The sequence below is a fragment of the Flavobacterium quisquiliarum genome (assembly GCF_019308285.1).
Lineage (GTDB): Bacteria > Bacteroidota > Bacteroidia > Flavobacteriales > Flavobacteriaceae > Flavobacterium > Flavobacterium quisquiliarum.
Genome location: NZ_WWEM01000038.1, coordinates 1 through 19242 on the forward strand (window position 1 = coordinate 1; position 19242 = coordinate 19242).

At 36.2% G+C, this 19242-nt stretch carries 5 protein-coding genes; 2 read left to right on the top strand and 3 right to left on the bottom strand.

What is annotated here, in order from left to right; all coding sequences use genetic code 11:
• From GSY47_RS20830 to GSY47_RS20840, 3 genes are all read right to left on the bottom strand, one after another.
• Positions 1 to 1778, bottom strand: a 1778-nt coding sequence (locus tag GSY47_RS20830; protein WP_455429033.1) for a glycine-rich domain-containing protein, incomplete at its 3' end; no start/stop codon positions are given.
• Between the two features lie 427 nt (positions 1779 to 2205).
• The gene (locus GSY47_RS20835; RefSeq protein WP_219071523.1) at positions 2206 to 6084 is read right to left on the bottom strand and encodes a T9SS sorting signal type C domain-containing protein; all 3879 of its coding nucleotides are present in this window, start codon (positions 6082 to 6084) and stop codon (positions 2206 to 2208) included.
• Between the two features lie 149 nt (positions 6085 to 6233).
• Positions 6234 to 12983, bottom strand: coding sequence for a T9SS sorting signal type C domain-containing protein (locus GSY47_RS20840; RefSeq protein ID WP_179002947.1), 6750 nt, complete (start codon positions 12981 to 12983; stop codon positions 6234 to 6236).
• 282 nt (positions 12984 to 13265) lie between these two features.
• Here GSY47_RS20840 and GSY47_RS20845 point away from each other — a divergent pair, with 282 nt between their 5' ends.
• Positions 13266 to 13748, top strand: coding sequence for a regulatory protein RecX (locus GSY47_RS20845; protein ID WP_179002948.1), 483 nt, complete (start codon positions 13266 to 13268; stop codon positions 13746 to 13748).
• 409 nt (positions 13749 to 14157) lie between these two features.
• Complete coding sequence (locus GSY47_RS20850) at positions 14158 to 19164, top strand: Ig-like domain-containing protein (RefSeq protein ID WP_219071524.1); 5007 nt, start codon at positions 14158 to 14160, stop codon at positions 19162 to 19164.
• The last annotated feature ends 78 nt before the right edge of the window (positions 19165 to 19242 follow it).

Below are 19242 nucleotides of genomic sequence, written 5' to 3' on the forward strand. Positions count from 1 at the left end.
TTTTCTGTATAGACAACCGTATATGGACCAGTACCTGCCGTAGCCGTAAAGGTAAGCTGTCCGGTGCCCGATCCGCATAAGGGACTTACCGATGTCAGGCTTCCCTGTGGAAGAGGATTAACCGTGATAACCGCTGAACCGCCCGTAAAGCCGGAACTTCTGGTACAGTTCGCATCGGTAACAGAAACCAGTGCGTATGTGGCCGATGCGGTAACGGGAGTAGTAAAAGGCGTAAAAGCTGTTCCGCTCACAACTCCTGTCGCTGTTCTGTTCACACCGCCGTTTTCTGTATAGACAACAGTATAAGGTCCTGTTCCTGACGTAGCCGTAAAGGTAAGCTGTCCGGTGCCCGTCGCGCAGAAAGGACCGTTTGCCGTTAAGCTTCCCTGAGGAAGTGGATTTACTGTAATAGTAACAGGATTGGACTCTATAGCAGTACAAGTTCCACTCTGTACTACAGCCTTAAATTGAGTTGTTTGTGTTAAGGCGCCTGAAGTGTAAGTAGTAATACCAGCTGTACTTGCAATATCTGTCCAAGTAGAAAAGGGACTAACAGAAGATTGCCATTTTAAAACTGTCCCTGTTTGTCCAGACAATGTTAAAGTCCCACTTGTAGACCCACTACAAATAGTAGCATTTCCCGTTACTGATCCTCCAATACTAGCTGGAAAAACTGTAAGATTTGCTGTATATGCAGTATTTGGTAACGTAAGTGTTGAGGAGCAAGTACCGGATGCTATTCTTGTTATAGATATACTGCTTGCACCAGCTGTGCTAAATCCTCCAACTGTAAAAGTTCCTACACCAGAAGCATTTACGGTCATTGCAACAGTTAATCCAGTAGCAGACGGACTACTGCGATTGTAAGTAACCGTATAATTTCCCTGAGGCAGAAGAGTTGTAGTAGATGTTACTTGCACTGAAGAATATCCATCAGTTACACAAGTATTACTTGCTGTTGTTGCTGTAATATTATAAGTAGGACATGTATAAGTTATCTTTATCTGTCCATTTGCCCCATTTCCACCATTAAAATTACCAGCTAACAAAACCAAACCGCCACCACCGCCACCACCTGGCACAGCACCATTGGCTCCATTTCCTGCTAAAAGTACACCTGCACCACCGGCTCCTCCGCCTGCAACAGCAGCTCCACCACCACCCAATCCAATTCCAGGATTACCATTTGAGGCAGTACCCGCACTACTTCCACCCCCTCCTGAATATACAGCTCCAAGAACAAGACTTCCATTAGCTCCGTTTCCTCCTGAAAAATTAGTAGCTGGAGCTGTTGTAATACCTGCACCACCTAATCCACCAATACCTGGACCACCACTTGTTCCACCTTTACCTCCATTTGCAGTTACAGTTGAAAAAATAGATGCAGGTCCATCAAGACCACTTGCTGTAGTTCCTGTAGGCCCGACACCAACCGTGTAATTTATTGTTGTATTTGGAGTCACAGAGATTGTAGCTTTGCTATAACCACCACCACCTCCTCCTCCTCCTGAAGTGCCATTATTATTTCCTCCTCCAGCGCCACCTGCTCCCCAACATTCTGCAGTTACAGATGAAAGACCAGCCGCAACTACAAATGAACCACTCGAAGTAAAAGTATTAGTAGTTTGAGCTTGCAAAGTGTTGGAAAAAAAAATTAAAAATAAAATCAGAAAGTATTTAATGTCTCGAAAGAAAACAAATTTTAATTTTTCTTTAGTTTGCTTTCGAAATTTCGTAAGATTAAAGAAATTGAATGTAGTAAGTAAATCTTTTTTCATATCGTGGTATTTTAAATTGAAAAAAATTCTAACTCAAACAAGATTAACTAATGAAAAAAATTTAGGTGATTTTTTTCTCAATTAATTAAAGCCGATAAAAACAGCTTAAAACTGCATTTTCTAAAAAAACATAAATCAACTTAAGCTCATATAAAAAACTAGCTTTTAATCTAATTTTATTACACTTAATCGATTAAAAACTATAACAAGGTACGATTTTATTTACACACTAATTCACAATGTAGTATTAAACATATAATTTTAACAGCTAAAACGAATAAAATACAAAAAATAAGAAAAAACTGTTAATTTAAAACAAAAATCACAACAACTAACTGATTTTAAACATATTAAAAACACGGAAAGCCTTTTACAAAATTTGTAAAAGGCTTTCTTAAAATCTTTTCTTAATGAGATATTTATAGAATCAAAAAATCACTTTTTTAGAAGTCATTTCACCATTTTCATGAATTACCTTAACTAACAAAACTTGATGTGAAAAGTTTAAATTAGTAATGATTATCTTCTTCGTGTCTATTTTATCTTTTTTATACAATCTATTTCCTGCAATATCATAAATTTCAACTTTTTCAAGATTCTGATTCAAAGATTCAATGGTTATTATTTGATTTTTAACTGATATCAATGCACTGTCTAATTCTTTTTCATTTCTTTCAGTTCCTAGAGTTTTGTCTGTATAGATTATTGAAAAACGATCATTGAAGGTTCCAGCTTCCGAAATGAATTTGTAGGGTACATTACTAATATTATGAACTTTGTCTAAAGTTTTATCAAATAAAAAAACAGCAACACTATCAAAAAAAATGTCCTGATGATCAATTTCTAAATAGAAAGTTCCATTCTCATTCGCCTTATATCCCAAACGAATTGAATCACTTTTGAGCAAAGGTTTTGCTCTTCCTTGGATAACGAGTTTCTTGTTTTCAATAATGCTATAAAAATCCAGTCCTTCATTTGAACTTAAAAATTCAGCATCATAAATCAAGTCCAAGTCATTTGAAGCTTCGTCTGCGTAACCCAATAAAATCTGTCTAAATCCATTATTCTCATCCTTTAGATTTAACCAAAAACGATACTTTTCTTCCTGAGTTGTCATCTCCATCTTTTCCGCAGGTTTAAGAAAAGTGCTATTACTTCCCGAAATTCGCATACTATTGTTAAATTCCAAAATACTAACAGTATTGCTTTTTATGAAAAAACCTTGTCCAGAAGCTATATTACCATCTGGAGTTTGAGTACTTACACCAGAGTTCAGCGCTGCCCTTGTTCCTACACCTCCTAAAAGGTTATAAGCAGCATAACTATCATTGGAATACTTGAGATTAAACGGCGGTTCATTATGTGTCCAAAAGTAAATGGCACCTTTTGTTTTTCCCAAATTATGCTTTAAAAAAGCATCTGCACTGATTGCGGATGGGTAAGGATTTCCAATCAAATAATAACGATTTGCATTTTCAAAATTCACTTCGACTTTTCCATTATTTGGGATTCCTTTAAAAGTACCTTCGAATATTGCACGTTCAGTAATAGAATAAGTCTGCGGTGCTCTAATATTGTAACCATGACCAGGAATCATAATCATTCCTCCACTATAACTAATCATCCAGCCCAAAAGCGGATCAAACCAATAAAATTTATCAAAAAGAGTTTCTGGAGAAAAATCAAATAACTTCTGATTCTTTACTGGTGAAGACCAAAATGTAAAGTCATATCGTACAACAGGTGTTGTTTTTCTTTTTAGATGAATAATTCCAGTGTTTATGATATCATCATCTGTTTGATATAAACTGGCAGCATTTTCTAAAACCAGAGTTCCCAAACCTGTATATGCAAATTCTATCCCTAAGGTGTTATTCTTTAACAATACAACCTTTTTACCTTCATCAATAGTACAACTACAAATGTTTGCTGCTGTTAAATTTGGATAATTTTCTTTGAAATACACCTCTTTTCCAGCCGAAGGAAAACCGTTTGACCATGAAATTCCGTTCCAAGTTGTTGCATCGACGCAAAGTTTTAAACGAGCAATTCTATGTTTTGTAATGTTAGAAACAGCATTAAAATTACCTCCAATTAATAATCTATAATTTTTTGTAAAATTCATTGTGAAAAGCGTATTATTTAAATCTGCTTCAAAAGAATTATCATAACTTCCTGATGGCATCAATCGAATAAGTCTTGAAACGATAGCATTTTTATAAGTACCCGAAAAAGTTCCGCCTAAAAGTATTTTTCCGTCCGGCTGTAATAAAATACTTCGCACATCTCCTTTACTAAAACCTGTTCCAGATTCGAAAGTTGAATCAAGACTTCCATCATTGTTTAATCTAAGAATCCTTTTTTGGGAAACTCCATTGAAAGTTAAAAACGATCCACCAACAATTATTTTGTTATCAGGCTGTATTGCTAATGCATAAACATATTTATCAAAGCCATCATGAATCTTAAAACTATTATCAATACTTCCATCAGAATTTAAACGTACTAAACCTGCAAAAGGAAAACCGTTAAAAGTTTTAAAATGTCCTCCTATCAAAATTTTTCCATCGGGTTGTATCATTACCGTTTCAACAATTCCATCTGCACCGGATCCAGTATTAAAATCTGGGTCTATTAATCCACTCATAAGCAATCTTACAATTCTTCCAGAATTCACTTCCAATCCATTATATTTTGTAAAATTTCCTGCGACTATAATTTTTTGATTGGTTTGAATTGCTAAAGAATAAACCTGTCCATTACATCCTCCTCCTATGTTAAAAGATTCATCAATTTGTCCATTTTCATTAATTCTAACAATTCTGTTAATCGTTTTATCATTGTATTTCGTGAAATTACCAGCTAAGATTATTCTTCCATCTGCTTGTAAGACTGTCGTCTTAATCAGATTATTGGCTCCCAAACCTTTATCATTAAAGCTTTCATCATTAGAACCATTCTCTAAAAGACAAGTAATTCTTGAAGCTATTTCTCCATTAAATTTTTTAAAATTTCCTCCAACAATACTCTTCCCATCTGGCAGAGGCAAAATGCTGAAAACTGAATTGTCAAAACCAATTCCTGAAGACAAATACGAGGTATCGTGTTCTCCTTGATTATCAACCTTAGCCAATCGTCCTTGATTTAATCCATCAAAAACAGAGAAAGAACCGCCAATATACCAAGAACCTTCTTCATCAAATTCTAAACTTAAAACTGAAGCCGAGGCCGGTCCTGAACCAATATCAAAATCTGATTTCAATGTTCCATCAGCATTTAGAAATACCAGTCTATTTACCGTCTTATTATTGTAAAGACCTGTGAAAGATCCTCCAATCATAACATCTCCATTGCCATTGGTTTTTATTACCTGAACACCTTCTTTACTAAAACCTGTACCTGTTTGAAAACTCTCATCTATGATTCCATCTTCATTTAAACAGACTATTCTGTTTGCCGAAATATCATTGTAAGTGGTAAAATTTCCACCCAAAATAATTTTCCCATCAGGACGTAAAGCAATGGCATTTACATCATCATCAAATCCATTTCCATAGTTAAAACTTTCATCAACACTACCATTTTCATGAAGCTGGATTATCTTATTTGCGGCAGTAGTATTGAATTTAGCAAAATTACCTGTTAGGATTATTTTATTGTTAGGTGTTATGCGGACATGGGTGATATTTAGAGCCGAACCGTTGCCTGTAGAAAATGAGGAATCTAGCTTTCCATTCGGAAGTATACGTGCCACTCTATTAACTGTAGTGGCATTATATTTTGCAAAGCTTCCCACAATTATTATTTTACCATCTTCCTGCATGGCGATATCATAAACAATTGCTGTAGCGGCAACTGTTACTCCAGCTGCCCCAACAGTTGTATCAAAACTGCCATCATAGGAACCATCAGGATTTAAACGAATAAGCCTTCCAGCACTAACTCCATTATAATTTGTAAAACTTCCCCCTAGAATAATTTTACCATCTTCTTGTAAATAAGACGCATAAACTTTACCGTTGAAACCTGTACCAGTATTGAAACTGTCATCAACTGATCCGTCAGGATTCAAGCGCGTAAGATAGGTAACGGGTGATCCATTTAAATTTAAAAATTCACCTCCTACAATTAAATTTCCATCTTTTTGTAAGAGAAGTGTTCTTACCGGAGCATTAAATCCGTCCCCATTTTGTCCGTCATCTTTTGTATTAAAAGTAATGTCTACTTTACCTTGCTGGGCAAAAAGGCTTTCATTAATAAATACAAAAAGAACTAAAACTTGTAAATAAAGTATTTTTTTAATCATAACGATATAATAAAAGTTAATATTTGTAAGTATTAAACTAAAATTATAAAGTATTACGAAAAAGCACAATACCAAGATTTAGGGATATTTCAATAAAAAAGTCCATTCATAAAATGAATGGACTTTTTAAATTTATCGGATGTACTATTTTACAAATTACTATAAATAATTTTCTTAGTAAATGAATGACCGTTTTCTAAAGTAATCTTCACCAATAATGCTTGATCACTTGATTGTAAATTCGAAATCTGCAATTCTGATGAATTCACATTATTTTTATTATACAGTAACTGTGCACCAATATCAAAAATGTTCACGTCCCTTATTGTTTCTTTTGAAGAAGTAATTTTTACTACTTTATTTTTTACAGAAACTAAAACACTATTTTCTAAACTTTCAACATCATCAACTCCTAATGTCTTGTCCGTGTAACGTATTACAAAACGGCTGTTGAATGTTCCTGCCACAGATGTAAAGGTGTAATCTGCAAGACGCAGGTTGGTTGTTTTTCCAGTTGTTTTATCTTCTAAAAAAACATCCTGGCCGTTATTGAAAATTCCGTCTGCATGATCGATTGAAATAGTATAATCGCCTTGTTTTGCAACCATGTATCCAAACGTAACAACATCTGTATCAACAAAAGGAAGTGCACGTCCCTGTATGATTAATTTTTTAGACGAATTGATGCTGTAAAAATCTGCCAGAGTATTTGCTGACATTGATACCGCATCGAAATCAGTATCCAGTGTGTTGGTTGCTCCTGTAGCATACCCGACAAGAACCTGCTTGAAGACATCTTTCTTATCGGACATATTCAGCCAGATGCGGTGTCTTTCAATGCCTGATGCGGTAGTTTTAAAGAACTGTGAATTCTCGCCTTTTTCTCGCTGGCCGTTGTTGAAAACTATCGTATTTGTCGGCGGTTTTATGATGAACCCCTGAGCAGCCCCGATATACCCGTCAAAAGTAGTTCCATTGCCGACATCGATATTCCCCATGCTGTTAACCGCAACGAAGTCATCGTTGTAATGAAATAATCCATCTGCACCTTTCACTGGAAGATTTACGTGTGCCCAGAAATACAATGTTCCAACCCCTGAATTATCGGCTAAAAACTGGGCCGAATTTATGGCAGAAGGATATGGATTTCCGATCAGGTTCCATTTGCCGGGAGCGACAATTACATTGTAATCACCGTTATTAGGAACACCTGTGAATACTGCTGTAAAATTTTCTCTATCTGTTAATGAAACAGTCTGGGGAGCCCTTATGCTGTAGCCGTAACCGGTAAGCATATCCTTTGTTCCGTTATAAATAATTTCCCAGGCTGATGCAGTGCCGGTGGTATTAAGATGGAAATATTTATCGAATAAAGTCAGCGGAGATAAATTGTACATTTGAAAACCTGCTTTTTCAACCGGCATTGACCAGTAGGTTGCATCGTAACGGCGTACAAAAGTCTGTCTTTCATAGACTATTTCTCCCACATTCGCCACATTATCTTTCTGTTTTAGACTGGCTCCGCTTTTAAAAACGAGTTTACCATTTGATGTTACTATATTGGTAATATTTAAAGTTACTCCGTCAGGAACAATAAGGTCTGGATCTGATGGACCATTTGGAACATTAATCGTAAGTGAACATGCATCAATATCCGCTGCCAAAGGATTACCAAGCGCAGAATTTATAATAACACTTTTAGAACTGGTAGGAGGTCCGTTTGACCAGCTTGCTCCATTCCATGTAGTTGAAGATTGATCTAAAACAATCACCTCCGTTTGTGCTGACGCGCAAGTCGTTCCTGTTTGAACTGTAAAATAATAAGTTCCCACTGCTAAACCTGTTACTTCATAAGTTGTTCCCGTAGAACTTGCAATATTTATAGTTGCTGATGCATCCCCTGTCTGATTAATTTGATAAGCACCAGACGAAGGCAGATTTCCTAAAATTACTTTTCCTTGCGCTAAACAGTTTACGTGTGTTATAGTTTTTGATGGGGCTGTTTGTAATGGACGTACCGTAACTGTCCAACTTCCCGTTGATAATGTCGAACCGGTATTACAAGTTCCATCGTGTGCTGATCTTGTATATGTCGTTGTTGTGGTTAATCCTGCTGGAGGTGTATATGTGGCGCTATTTGCACCTGTTATATTAACTCCATCTGCCAGCCATTGATAAGTAATTACTCCGTCGCCACCACTTGCAGCTGTAGTACTTCCAATTTGAGAAGGATTTTGTCCAGAACAAATTGTTTCTCCAGTTGTTTGAATTGCCCCTGCTGTAAATTGAGAGCGAACGGTTACAGCCCAGGCATTTGTAGAGTTTGTAAATGCGCTACAAGTTCCGTCTTTTGCCTGACGTCTGTACCATGTATTTACTGTCAATCCAGCTGGTGGTGTATAAGTAAGAGTATTACTTGAAATTGTCGTTGGTGTGGTAAATGCAGCATCTGTACTACTCTGCCATTGATAAGTAATTGTTCCATCACCACCGCTTGCAGCTGTAGTATTTCCAATTTGAGAAGGATTCTGTCCATAACAAATTGTTTGTCCTGTTCCCTGAATTGCTCCTGCAGTAAATTGAGGACGAACGGTTATAGTAGCACCTGCCGATATATCAGATGCTATTGCTGTACAATTAGCATCACTTAAAGCTGTAATAGAATAAGTTGTTGTACTCGTTGGATTAACATTTACATTGTATGGATTTGAATTAGTAGAAAAAGTACCCGAAACACTTCCATATGTGTATGATATATTCCAAGGTCCTGTTCCTGTAAATTGAACAGAAACTGGTGTACTTGTACCGTAGCATGTCGTTGTTGTACCGCTTATAGTTGCTGTAGGTCGTGGATTTACTGTAATTACAGCACTTCCTGTTCTACCTCCTGCAACAGACGTACAATTTGCATCAGATAATGCAGTAACTGTATAAGTCTTTGTACTTGTAGGATTAACACTAAATGTATATGGACTTGCTGTGATATTATTAACATTTGTAGAAGCTGAACCATCTGAATATGTCAAATTCCAAGGTGCAGTTCCTGTTAATGCAACAGAAACTGTCGTACTTCCACCGTTGCAAATTGGAGTTGTACCACTAACATTTGATGTAGGTAGCGGATTAACTTTTATCAAAACAATTGCCGATGTACTAGAACACCCATTTGAAGTTACTACTCTTCTATAATATGTGCTTTGCGTTAAAATTCCTGGTGCGTAATCTTTAGTATTACTACTTGCAATAGGAGTAAAAGTCCCAGTTGCCGATGTACTACTCTGCCACTCATAACTATAGGTACTACCTCCAATTGGATCACTTCCTATTATAGTACCAGGTGTTGTTCCTGCACATATTGGCATAGAATAAGACGCATATCCTTTATAGTTTTTAACAGTGCCAACACATGGATCTCCGAAAACTCCATTACTTGCTAAGAAAGAAACGGTATTAGAATTTCCTAAAAGACGCGTTTCTGTTGCTGACTGGCTCGTATTAGAATGACAACTTCCAATTGAATATGCACCACAATTACCATCTGGCAAACCATAACTAGCAAATTGAACAGTATTAAAATAAGTACCAGATGGAGCAACAAAATTTACAGTTCCATTTTCTGATGCGAATCCACAAACTGATCCTGATGTACCATTTGAATATGAAATGGTATTATTTCCAATTCCAACGTTTATAGTCCCACTCGTAGTAGCCGCAGCACAAGAATTTCCCGTTGTTGCAACATTATAAGTAAATTGACCTGTAACTGTTGGTGTTCCGCTAATTGTTAAAGTAGTCCCACTAACTGAATATGTAACTCCGGCAGGCAATCCTGTAATAGTTGCTCCAGTAGCTCCTCCTCCTAAAGTCATCGTTATGTTAGTCATTGTATTGTTTTGACAAACATTTCGATTCGCTCCTGATGTTATAGTGTGAACAGAATTAATAGTTACTGTTCCACCTAAACTTGCAGGAGTACATGGTGTTGTCTGCCCAGTAGTAGCGACACTGTAAGTTCCTCCTGCTGTAGGAGTACCACTTATTGTGACTGTACTTCCGCTTACATTTGAAGTCAAACCAGCAGGAAGACCTGTGACATTTACACCAGTTGCTCCTCCTCCAAAAGTATATACTATGTTTGTTATTGCTGTACCTGGACAAACTGTAGGTGATGCTGTTCCACTTGTTAATACCAAAGTAGCCGCTGGATTTACTGTAATTGTACCATTTGCGGTAGTAGCAGTACACGGAGATGCTTGTCCTGTTGTTGTAACAGTGTAAGTTCCACCTGCTGTTGGCGTCCCACTTATTGTCAATGCATTTCCACTTATACTTGAAGTCAAACCTGCTGGAAGATTATTGACGCTTGCACTAGTAGCGCCTCCTCCAAAGGTATAAACAATGCTTGTAATTGCAGATCCTGAACAAACTGTTTGCGATCCAGCGCCACCTGACCTTGTCAAAGTTGCCGCTGGATTTGTCGTAATAGAAATTGGATCGCTGCTGTATGAACACGACGCACTCGTAGCCGAAGTTACAGTTCTTCTATAATAAGTAATATTTTGAGTCGCATTACCTGTAATAGCCGCTGGCGTATAATCTTCACTAGTCATTCCTGTACCAGTAGTAACGTTTGACCATGGTCCCGCAGCACTTGCTGCAGATTCCCATTGAAATCTTACAGTAGGATTTACTGCAGTACCATTATATTGATAAGAAGATCCGTCTATTAGGCCAGGAGTAGTACCGCTACAAACAGTAGTCGTTGCTGGTGCAGTTATTGTATTAGAACTGGCATTAAAAGGCGTCATACTAAATTCTACTACGTTACTTCCAGAGTTTTCATAATAATCAAGTACCAGTACACTACTTCCTGTAAGATTTACAAATACATTTGAATAAGTTGTAGCCGATTGTTCCCGCCATTCGTTGGCAACCCTTACACCGTCAATATACAATCTAACACCGTCATCACCTCTCACCGTAATCAAATAACAGCCGGTTTTTGTTGATTTCATTCTATAACGTACCGCAAATTGTTCTGTACGAATAGAACCTCTCTGAACTCCACCTGAAAGAACAGGAAAACATACATCATTACCTCCAAAACTTTGTGTGATAGACTCTCCTGCTTCATTATAATAACCTACATATTCTGCTCCACTAAAAGGAGTTGTTGTAGTTACAGAAGTGGGTGAAGTACCTCCAGGAGGTGTCGTAGCACTTGTCCAATTATAAATATGTCCTCTCCAAGTATTATCTGTTGTACCTGCTAATGTCTGGTCGTCTAAAGTATTTCCAACTGAAATTAAAGAAAGAGTTAACCCTCCAGTTCCCGTAATTCCATTATTAGAACAACTGCCTGTAGATACAACAACCTTTACCTGTCCTGAATAAGGTGCAACCCAATTAGTAATAGTAGCTCCAGTACTACCAGTATTGGTTGCTGCAGGTGAAACATCTGCATCTGTTGTCGCATTCAAAATATTTATTTTTTCATTATTCCCTGAAAAAATATCTCCAACTTGAAATGTATAAGTATATCCTTGAATAACATTTAACAATGCGTACTGACCAGCACTTATATTTGCTGTTGTCTGTGTATTATTTGAATCAACACAAAATGAATAAGTAGATCCTATTTGAGAAATTGGAGTATTATTTCCATTAATTGTAAAAGTTGCTGGTGTTCTAGTACATGCTGTTCCACCAGAAGAAGCATAAAAAGTAGTTGTTCCTAGTGTATTAGTATCTGCCAATCCACCAGCAACTCCCACAGGATTAAAAGGAGAACCTCCGCCAATCAATGTTCCTCCAGAGTTATACCATAAAATTGGTGATAAAGTAACCTGCCCCCCTGATGGAGGTGTTACGGTCCATGTATAATTACCTGAATAGGCCCCTGAACTTCCTGACCAAGTTGTTGAAATCAAAGTATAAACTGTACCCGCTGTTAAATTTACAGTCAATCTCGGTTCAGTCTCAGGAGCTGTATCATCATCAGACCCTATCCACGTTCCTGTTCCTGAACAATTTCCAGGGCTATAAGAACCCGAATAAATATAAGCCATACCATCGTAGTTATTATTATCAGTCATCTTGAAAGTATAAGAACCACTTGTATTAACTGTAAAATTCACTGATGTATAATTTCTTACAATCGTATTATCAAATCCACAAGGAGAAGAATTTATTACACTACTCACAGGCCTCGGCGCAACTGGATCAATATTTGCATTCCAAGATCCAGAAAATGTATTTCCTGTAGTTGCTCCACTTGAGGAAGCAGCTAAAATCCCTGAACCTCCCTGACAAATTGTGGCTGAGGTAGTAGTAGTTGGAAAACAAACTGTACCATTGAATGTGAAATCATTAATACTGTATTGTCTTGTTCCATTTCCTCCCCAAGCGTAGATTCTAAAAGTTATTGAACCTACAACACCTTGAAATGAAGTTCCTGTTAATGGAATAGTTCCACCTGACAATCCTGGAGTTGCAATATTATTAGTATATCCATCTATACTCGATCTTATCGCAAAACTAGAAACATTTGCTGACCCATTCCCACTACTAGAAGCTTGTGCACTATAAACAAGACTAAGAAAATTTATTGTATTCCCAGAATTTGGCGTTATTGTAAATTCAAAATAATTACTTGTATTAATAGAGGTTCCACTCCATCCAGAAGTATTATATCGATCAGCTCCACTCGCACCAGTCACTCCTGATTTTGAAATTCCAGAAACGGTAATACCTGGGACGACTATTTGACCTGTTGTATACTGACCTGTAGTATTTCCTGGATTATTACCATCGATATTGTTATTCCATAAAACCTGCCCAGAACTGGCAGTATGTAAAAAAATAAAAAATAAAAACGAGTAAAGTAGTTTTCTCATCATATTCAGTAGGTATTTGTTTTAAATTTGTTTTTGGCTGCTAAAAAGCAAAAAAGACAATATTTCTTACATACGAAGTATTGGGGTCTTTGGTTTTTAACTCGAATCTAAAGTGTTAAAATTCTGATTTTAAGCAGAATCGGAAAACTGTTAAATTCTCGTACAAAAATATCTAAATTAGCCTAATACACAAGGTTATAATTTATTTCTTTTTATAATATTTTAACAAATTTTAGAATTATTTTACAACTAATTGATTACTATTACATTTAATCGTTAAAACGAATGAAAAAACCGACGAAATACAATTTCATTATCAAAGAAGCTTTACAAAAATTAGAGCATTTTTGTGCGTATCAGGAGCGCTGTCATGACGAAGTTGTCGAAAAATTGTATAGTTTAAAAATGACTTCTGACGAGATTGACACCATCGTCGTTCAGCTAATAGAGGGGAATTTTCTTAACGAAACTCGTTTTGCCTGCAGTTTTGCCCGAGGCAAGCATCGAATCAAACAGTGGGGTAAGATTAGAATTACAAACGAACTAAAAGCGAGACACATATCATCGACGAACATCACTTTGGCTTTAAAAGAAATCACTCCAGAAGAATATTTTGAAACTTTTGAACGCCTAACTGAAAAAACTTGGAACAATTTGACCGAAACCAACCTCTTAAAAAAGCGTAAAAAGTTTTGCGACTATATCCTTCGAAGAGGTTATGAAAGTAATTTGGTTTACGAAAAAGTTCAAGAATTAGAACAAAACTAGATTATCACTTTTACTTCAAAAAAGAGCTCGTGTTAACTCCTTCAAAATCATTTTTATCGCCTAAAAAAGCACTATAAATTCCTTACAGAACTTCTAACAACTTTTGGTTGTAAAATATTCCTTTTTTGAAGAATTTATATCAAACACGACGTTTTTTAGTCGAAAATCTCAAAAAAGCACGTTGAAAAATGTTAAAATTTACGATTATTCCTATATTATTTTTTAACATTTTATAAGAATATTTGGCGAACATTAAAATTTTTAATGTATTTCGTCGAGTATTTTAACATATCATCGAAAAAACACCCTTTCTAAAAACTTGAACTATTTCTCGCTCGTAGATGTGTATATATTTGCGCGGGCAGTAATTATTATGCCAGCATAACAAACTGATAGAAAAAGATCTAGTATGAAAAAAACTCTACTTTTAATTTTATTTTTATTGCCTTTTTTGGGATTTTCCCAAAATGTTGAATTGGTGAAATGGGATAAACCAAATGATAATAGCGCAACACTTTATGCTTCTCACATAACGGCTCCAGCTATTACTGGGACAAATTTTAGCACACTAAATTACGCTGGTTTCACTGGAACAGAATGGCCTGTTGGAAATTTTATCAGCAGTTCAACTTACATTGAGATTGCTATTAAAGCAGATGCCGGATACAAAGTTGACTTGGCATCGTTAAAATATGCCTACTTCCCTTACGATGGTTCGCAAGGCCCTAGAAAATATCAGGTTAGATATTCTAAAGAAAGTTCATTCCCATCAAATGGAACTTTATTATCAGATGTTCAAATTCCTTCGTATAGCAAAACTAATGTTGATGTAAATTTCCCAACTGGTGTATTCCTTTTACCTGGAGAAACTATGTACATTCGTTTTTACGGTTATGACCGAGGAAATTCTTGGAGCGGAGCTCGCTGGTCACTATTGTCATCACATCCTGATGTTAACAACGGTAGTTTCTATACTCCAACTATTATTGGAAAAGTCAGCACTTATGTACCAACCATAAAAGCAAATGATGATACCGCAACAAGTACTCAAAATAATTTTACAATAATCAATGTTTTGTCAAATGACACACAAGCAACGAATCCAATTTCTTCGGTAACAATTGCCACTCCATCAGCAAATGGAACTGCAGTTGTAAATTCAGACAGAACAATTAAGTTTACACCAACCCCAGCATTTACAGGAGCAACCTCTTTTACTTATACAATTGGTGACGGCACAAATACATCAACAGCTACTGTAAATGTAACTTTAACAGCTCCAACCATTAATCCTCTTGTGGAATGGAAAGGAACTACAACGTCCACAGCAACTGTTAGTAATCCTGCTGCAATTACAGGAAATGATTTAGTTTCGGGATCAAAATCGACTGTAACACCTATTGATTACGAGGGTTTTAAAGGAACTGGATGGACTACTAATTTTGCTAAAGATGACGATAGATATTTTCAGGTTTCGGCTACAGCAAAAACAGGTTACAAACTGAAACTAAATGCTTTCAATTTTACTTATAATGGAGAATCTCAAGTAGATGTTCAGAGATATCAGGTACACTACTCAAAAGATAATTTTGCAACTAGCACTTTACTTTTAGATGAACCTACTACTACAGGAAAAGTGAACAAATCCCTAAGTTTAGCCAATCTTACATTAACAGCTGGCGAAACCTTAACTATTAGAATTTATGGGTATAAATTAAAGGTTTATGGTAATCTAGGAGCTCCTATCTTTTTAGCAAACTCACATACGATAGTAACTGCAAATGGAAACACAGTACCAACCATTACAGGAACTGTTTTAAACTACGATGCCAGCGATATAAATGCAAATGATGACAATGTAAGCACTAAGAAAAACAGATCTATTACAATAAACGCCTTAAATAATGATACCCCTGGAACAAGTGCTATTACAAATGTTTCTGTTACACAGCCAGCATCTGGACAAGGAACGGTATCAATAAACCCAGATAGAAGTTTTACTTTTAATCCTGGAAATAATTTTACTGGAGCAACATTTTTTACTTACACGATTTCCAATTCGACAAAATCGTCTACAGCTACTGTGTTTATAAATGTTGAGGAATTTACTCCAAGTCTTGTGATCTGGAATGGATTATCACAACAACCAACTGCAGCAGTTTCTGACACCAATGTTACTGCTTCAAATATCTCTGCAACTGGTATGTCATTTGGTCCAACATATGGTGAATTTAGAGTTAACAATATCCCTTCAACTCTAGACTATTCTAAATATGTTCAAGTAAGCGTAGCCCCTAAAGCAGGTTATAAATTAGATTTAACTAAATTTAAATTTACTTATAATTCACCTTCAAACAATGATTCAGGACCAAAAAAATATCAAGTAAGATACTCAACTGACCCATCATTCCCTGGAAATGGAATTGCACTTATCACTGAAACCAATGCTGTTATTGATACACAAACAACTGTAAGTGCAAACTTCCCAGCTGGAGTGGTAGCTACTCAAAATCAATCTGTTTATATTCGTCTTTATGTATATGACAATACCACAGGTTATACTGATTATCATCTAATTCATGACAATGGAGGTGAATTAGGGCCAACAATAGAAGGAATATTATCCGATATTAATACATTGACTGCTAATTATGATACCGCAACAACAGTTGCTAATCAGGCGGTAACAATTCCTGTTTTAGATAATGATATTCGTGGTAGTCTTCCTTTACAGCCAATCGTCATTTCGACTCAATCAACAAATGGAACTGCAACTGTAAGTGGTGAAAACATAATCTTTACACCTGCTAATGGTTTTGTGGGAGAAACTTCATTTGTATATACGCTTTCAAACGGAAGTACTTATTCTTCAGCAGCTGTATTTGTTACAGTAACAGCTCCTCCTTGTGTAGGTTCTACAACTCCAGGAATTAATTACTGGAAAGGATATGTATACACTTTTGCAAACGGTGGCACGCCAGCAACAACTACTTATGTTGGTTCTGTAGCTGAAAAAGCAAATTTTGACAGAAACGTTGGTGAAGGAACTATTACCGGAGACGCAACCGCTGAGCCAAATAACTTTTGCGGTACAGTTCCAAGCAACTATTTCTTAGTTCGCTACTACATGCAGGTTAATATCAGTACTGAAGAAATCTACAATTTTACAATTGGAGCTGATGATGGCGTAAGATTATATATTGACGGAAGTTTAATTACAGGACTTACTACTGGATGGGGAGGAAGTAATAGTTATGCAAAATATGCCGCACTACGTAATTTGACCGCAGGAACACATACTTTTCTTTTAGAATATTATGAAAATGCCGGATCATCAAGAGTATCATTCTCTTATGCACCTATAAAAGGTGATCCTGCACTTCCATTTGGTGATAAGAAATGGAATGTTTATGGTTTTACTACTCTTAACATTACAGGTAACGGAACAAACACGAAAGTGAATATTCCTGCTAATTCATACGCTGGAATGTATGTAGATCCTCTTACCAATGTAAATTCAGAGACTTACTGGAACTCTTCAAAATCACCTTCTGCTTATTCAGGATGGCAAGGGGCACCAATCAGCGATGATGATTTTACTGTTACTTATAAACGTAAAGGATTTCCATGTGGACGCTATCAAATTCAGTTAGCTAAATGTGATGATGTTGGAGAAATCTATCTTAATGGACAGCAAATTTATCTTCAAAATGGCTACACTACAGCTTTAAGCAATGTTGGAGTTTATGTATTAAATTCAGCTTCAGAAGTTGAGATTCGTTTAGGAGAAAGAGGCGGAAATGCTAATATAGCTGTAAATTTTGTACCAGTTCCAACTGTTTATGATGGAACAGGAACTCCAACCCCTGGTTCTGGAATAGAAATCAATTCCAATGTTACATTAACCTCAGACCTTACAGTTTGTTCTTGTACAGTTAATCCAAATTATACTTTAACAGTAAAAGAGGGGGTTACATTAACAGTTGATGAAGATATTACAGTAAAAACTGGAGGAAAATTGCTAATAGAAAGCGGCGGATCCTTATTCCAAACTTCTACCAGTAAAAATATGTTTTCAGGAGATACAGACTCTTTCGAAATTCAGAGAAAAACTTTAATGCGTCGTTATGATGCAACTTACTGGTCAATGCCAGTTGAAAAAAAGGATTTTCAAATGTACAATTTATCTCCGCTGACTTTATATGATAAATATTTCTACCTTAATACCACTGGTACAGCATCAACATGGGAAGTTATTAATTATGGAAAAAAAGACATGCTTACTGGTTTCGGTTACAGCATCAGGGCTCCCCAAACTTTTTCGATAACAGATAGAGAAGAATTTAAAGCTGTTTTCAAAGGTATTCCTAATAACGGGGATATCAACATTACTGTTGCACCTGGGAAATGGAACCTGATTGGAAATCCTTATCCTTCTGCCATAAGCGCTGCTCAATTTTTAGCAGATAATTCAGGTGTTGGAACATTGTATTTCTGGGCACACGTAAATCTTCCGCAGAAGGGTGCTGACGGACTATATCATTACAACGATGATTTTATCGCAGTTAATAGTATGGGAAGTATCGAGGTGGGTAATGGAATCTCTTTTGATGGCTATATTGGTGTAGCTCAGGGCTTTATTATTAAACCTCCGACAACTACAATAGTCTATAACAACAAACAGCGTGAAGCAGGTAATAACAGTCAATTCTTTAAAACGGCTGAATCAAGTGTTGAAAGACATCGTATCTGGCTAAATATATCCGATAAAAAAGATGTTTTCAAACAAATTCTGGTAGGATACGCAACTGGAGCAACCAATACACTGGATGCTGATTTCGATGCTGTATCAATGTCTTCAAACACCCTTGTGGATTTTTACAGTATTAATTCATCTAAAAAATTAGTGATTCAGGGACGCACGCTTCCTTTTGTTAATACAGATGTCGTTACGTTTGGATACATGGTTGCAAAACAAGGCGATTACACAATTTCAATTGATCACGCAGACGGAATTTTCAATAACGGACAGGATATTTATTTAGAAGACAAAACAACTGGAAAGATAACCAACCTGCGTCTTGCAGATTATACCTTTACATCTGCTGCAGGAACATTCAACAGCCGTTTTGTAATGCGTTACACTAATAAAACATTGGGAGTTGATGATTTTGAAAATAGCGAGGACGGTGTATTGGTTTCTGTTAAATCTAAAATCATAAATGTAAATTCTGCTGTCCAAAATATCAGTGAAGTACAGATTTATAACATAGGCGGACAGTCGCTTTACACTAACAATAAAATTGATTCTAATGATTTACAGATTTCAAACTTACAATCTAGCAATCAAGTTTTATTGGTAAAAGTTATTTTAGAAAATGGCGCGACAGTTACCAAAAAAATCATCTTTAACTAATCTATAGCAATAGGAAACATAAATCCGGCATCTAATCAATGTCGGATTTTTTCATAATTAAACACTATTAAATATTAA

Excerpts from the sequence above, each read along its gene's own strand:
- GSY47_RS20835 (WP_219071523.1), bottom strand. The coding sequence starts at position 6,084 with ATGATTAAAAAAATACTTTATTTACAAGTTTTAGTTCTTTTTGTATTT.
- GSY47_RS20840 (WP_179002947.1), bottom strand. The coding sequence starts at position 12,983 with ATGATGAGAAAACTACTTTACTCGTTTTTATTTTTTATTTTTTTACAT.
- GSY47_RS20845 (WP_179002948.1), top strand. The coding sequence starts at position 13,266 with ATGAAAAAACCGACGAAATACAATTTCATTATCAAAGAAGCTTTACAA.
- GSY47_RS20850 (WP_219071524.1), top strand. The coding sequence starts at position 14,158 with ATGAAAAAAACTCTACTTTTAATTTTATTTTTATTGCCTTTTTTGGGA.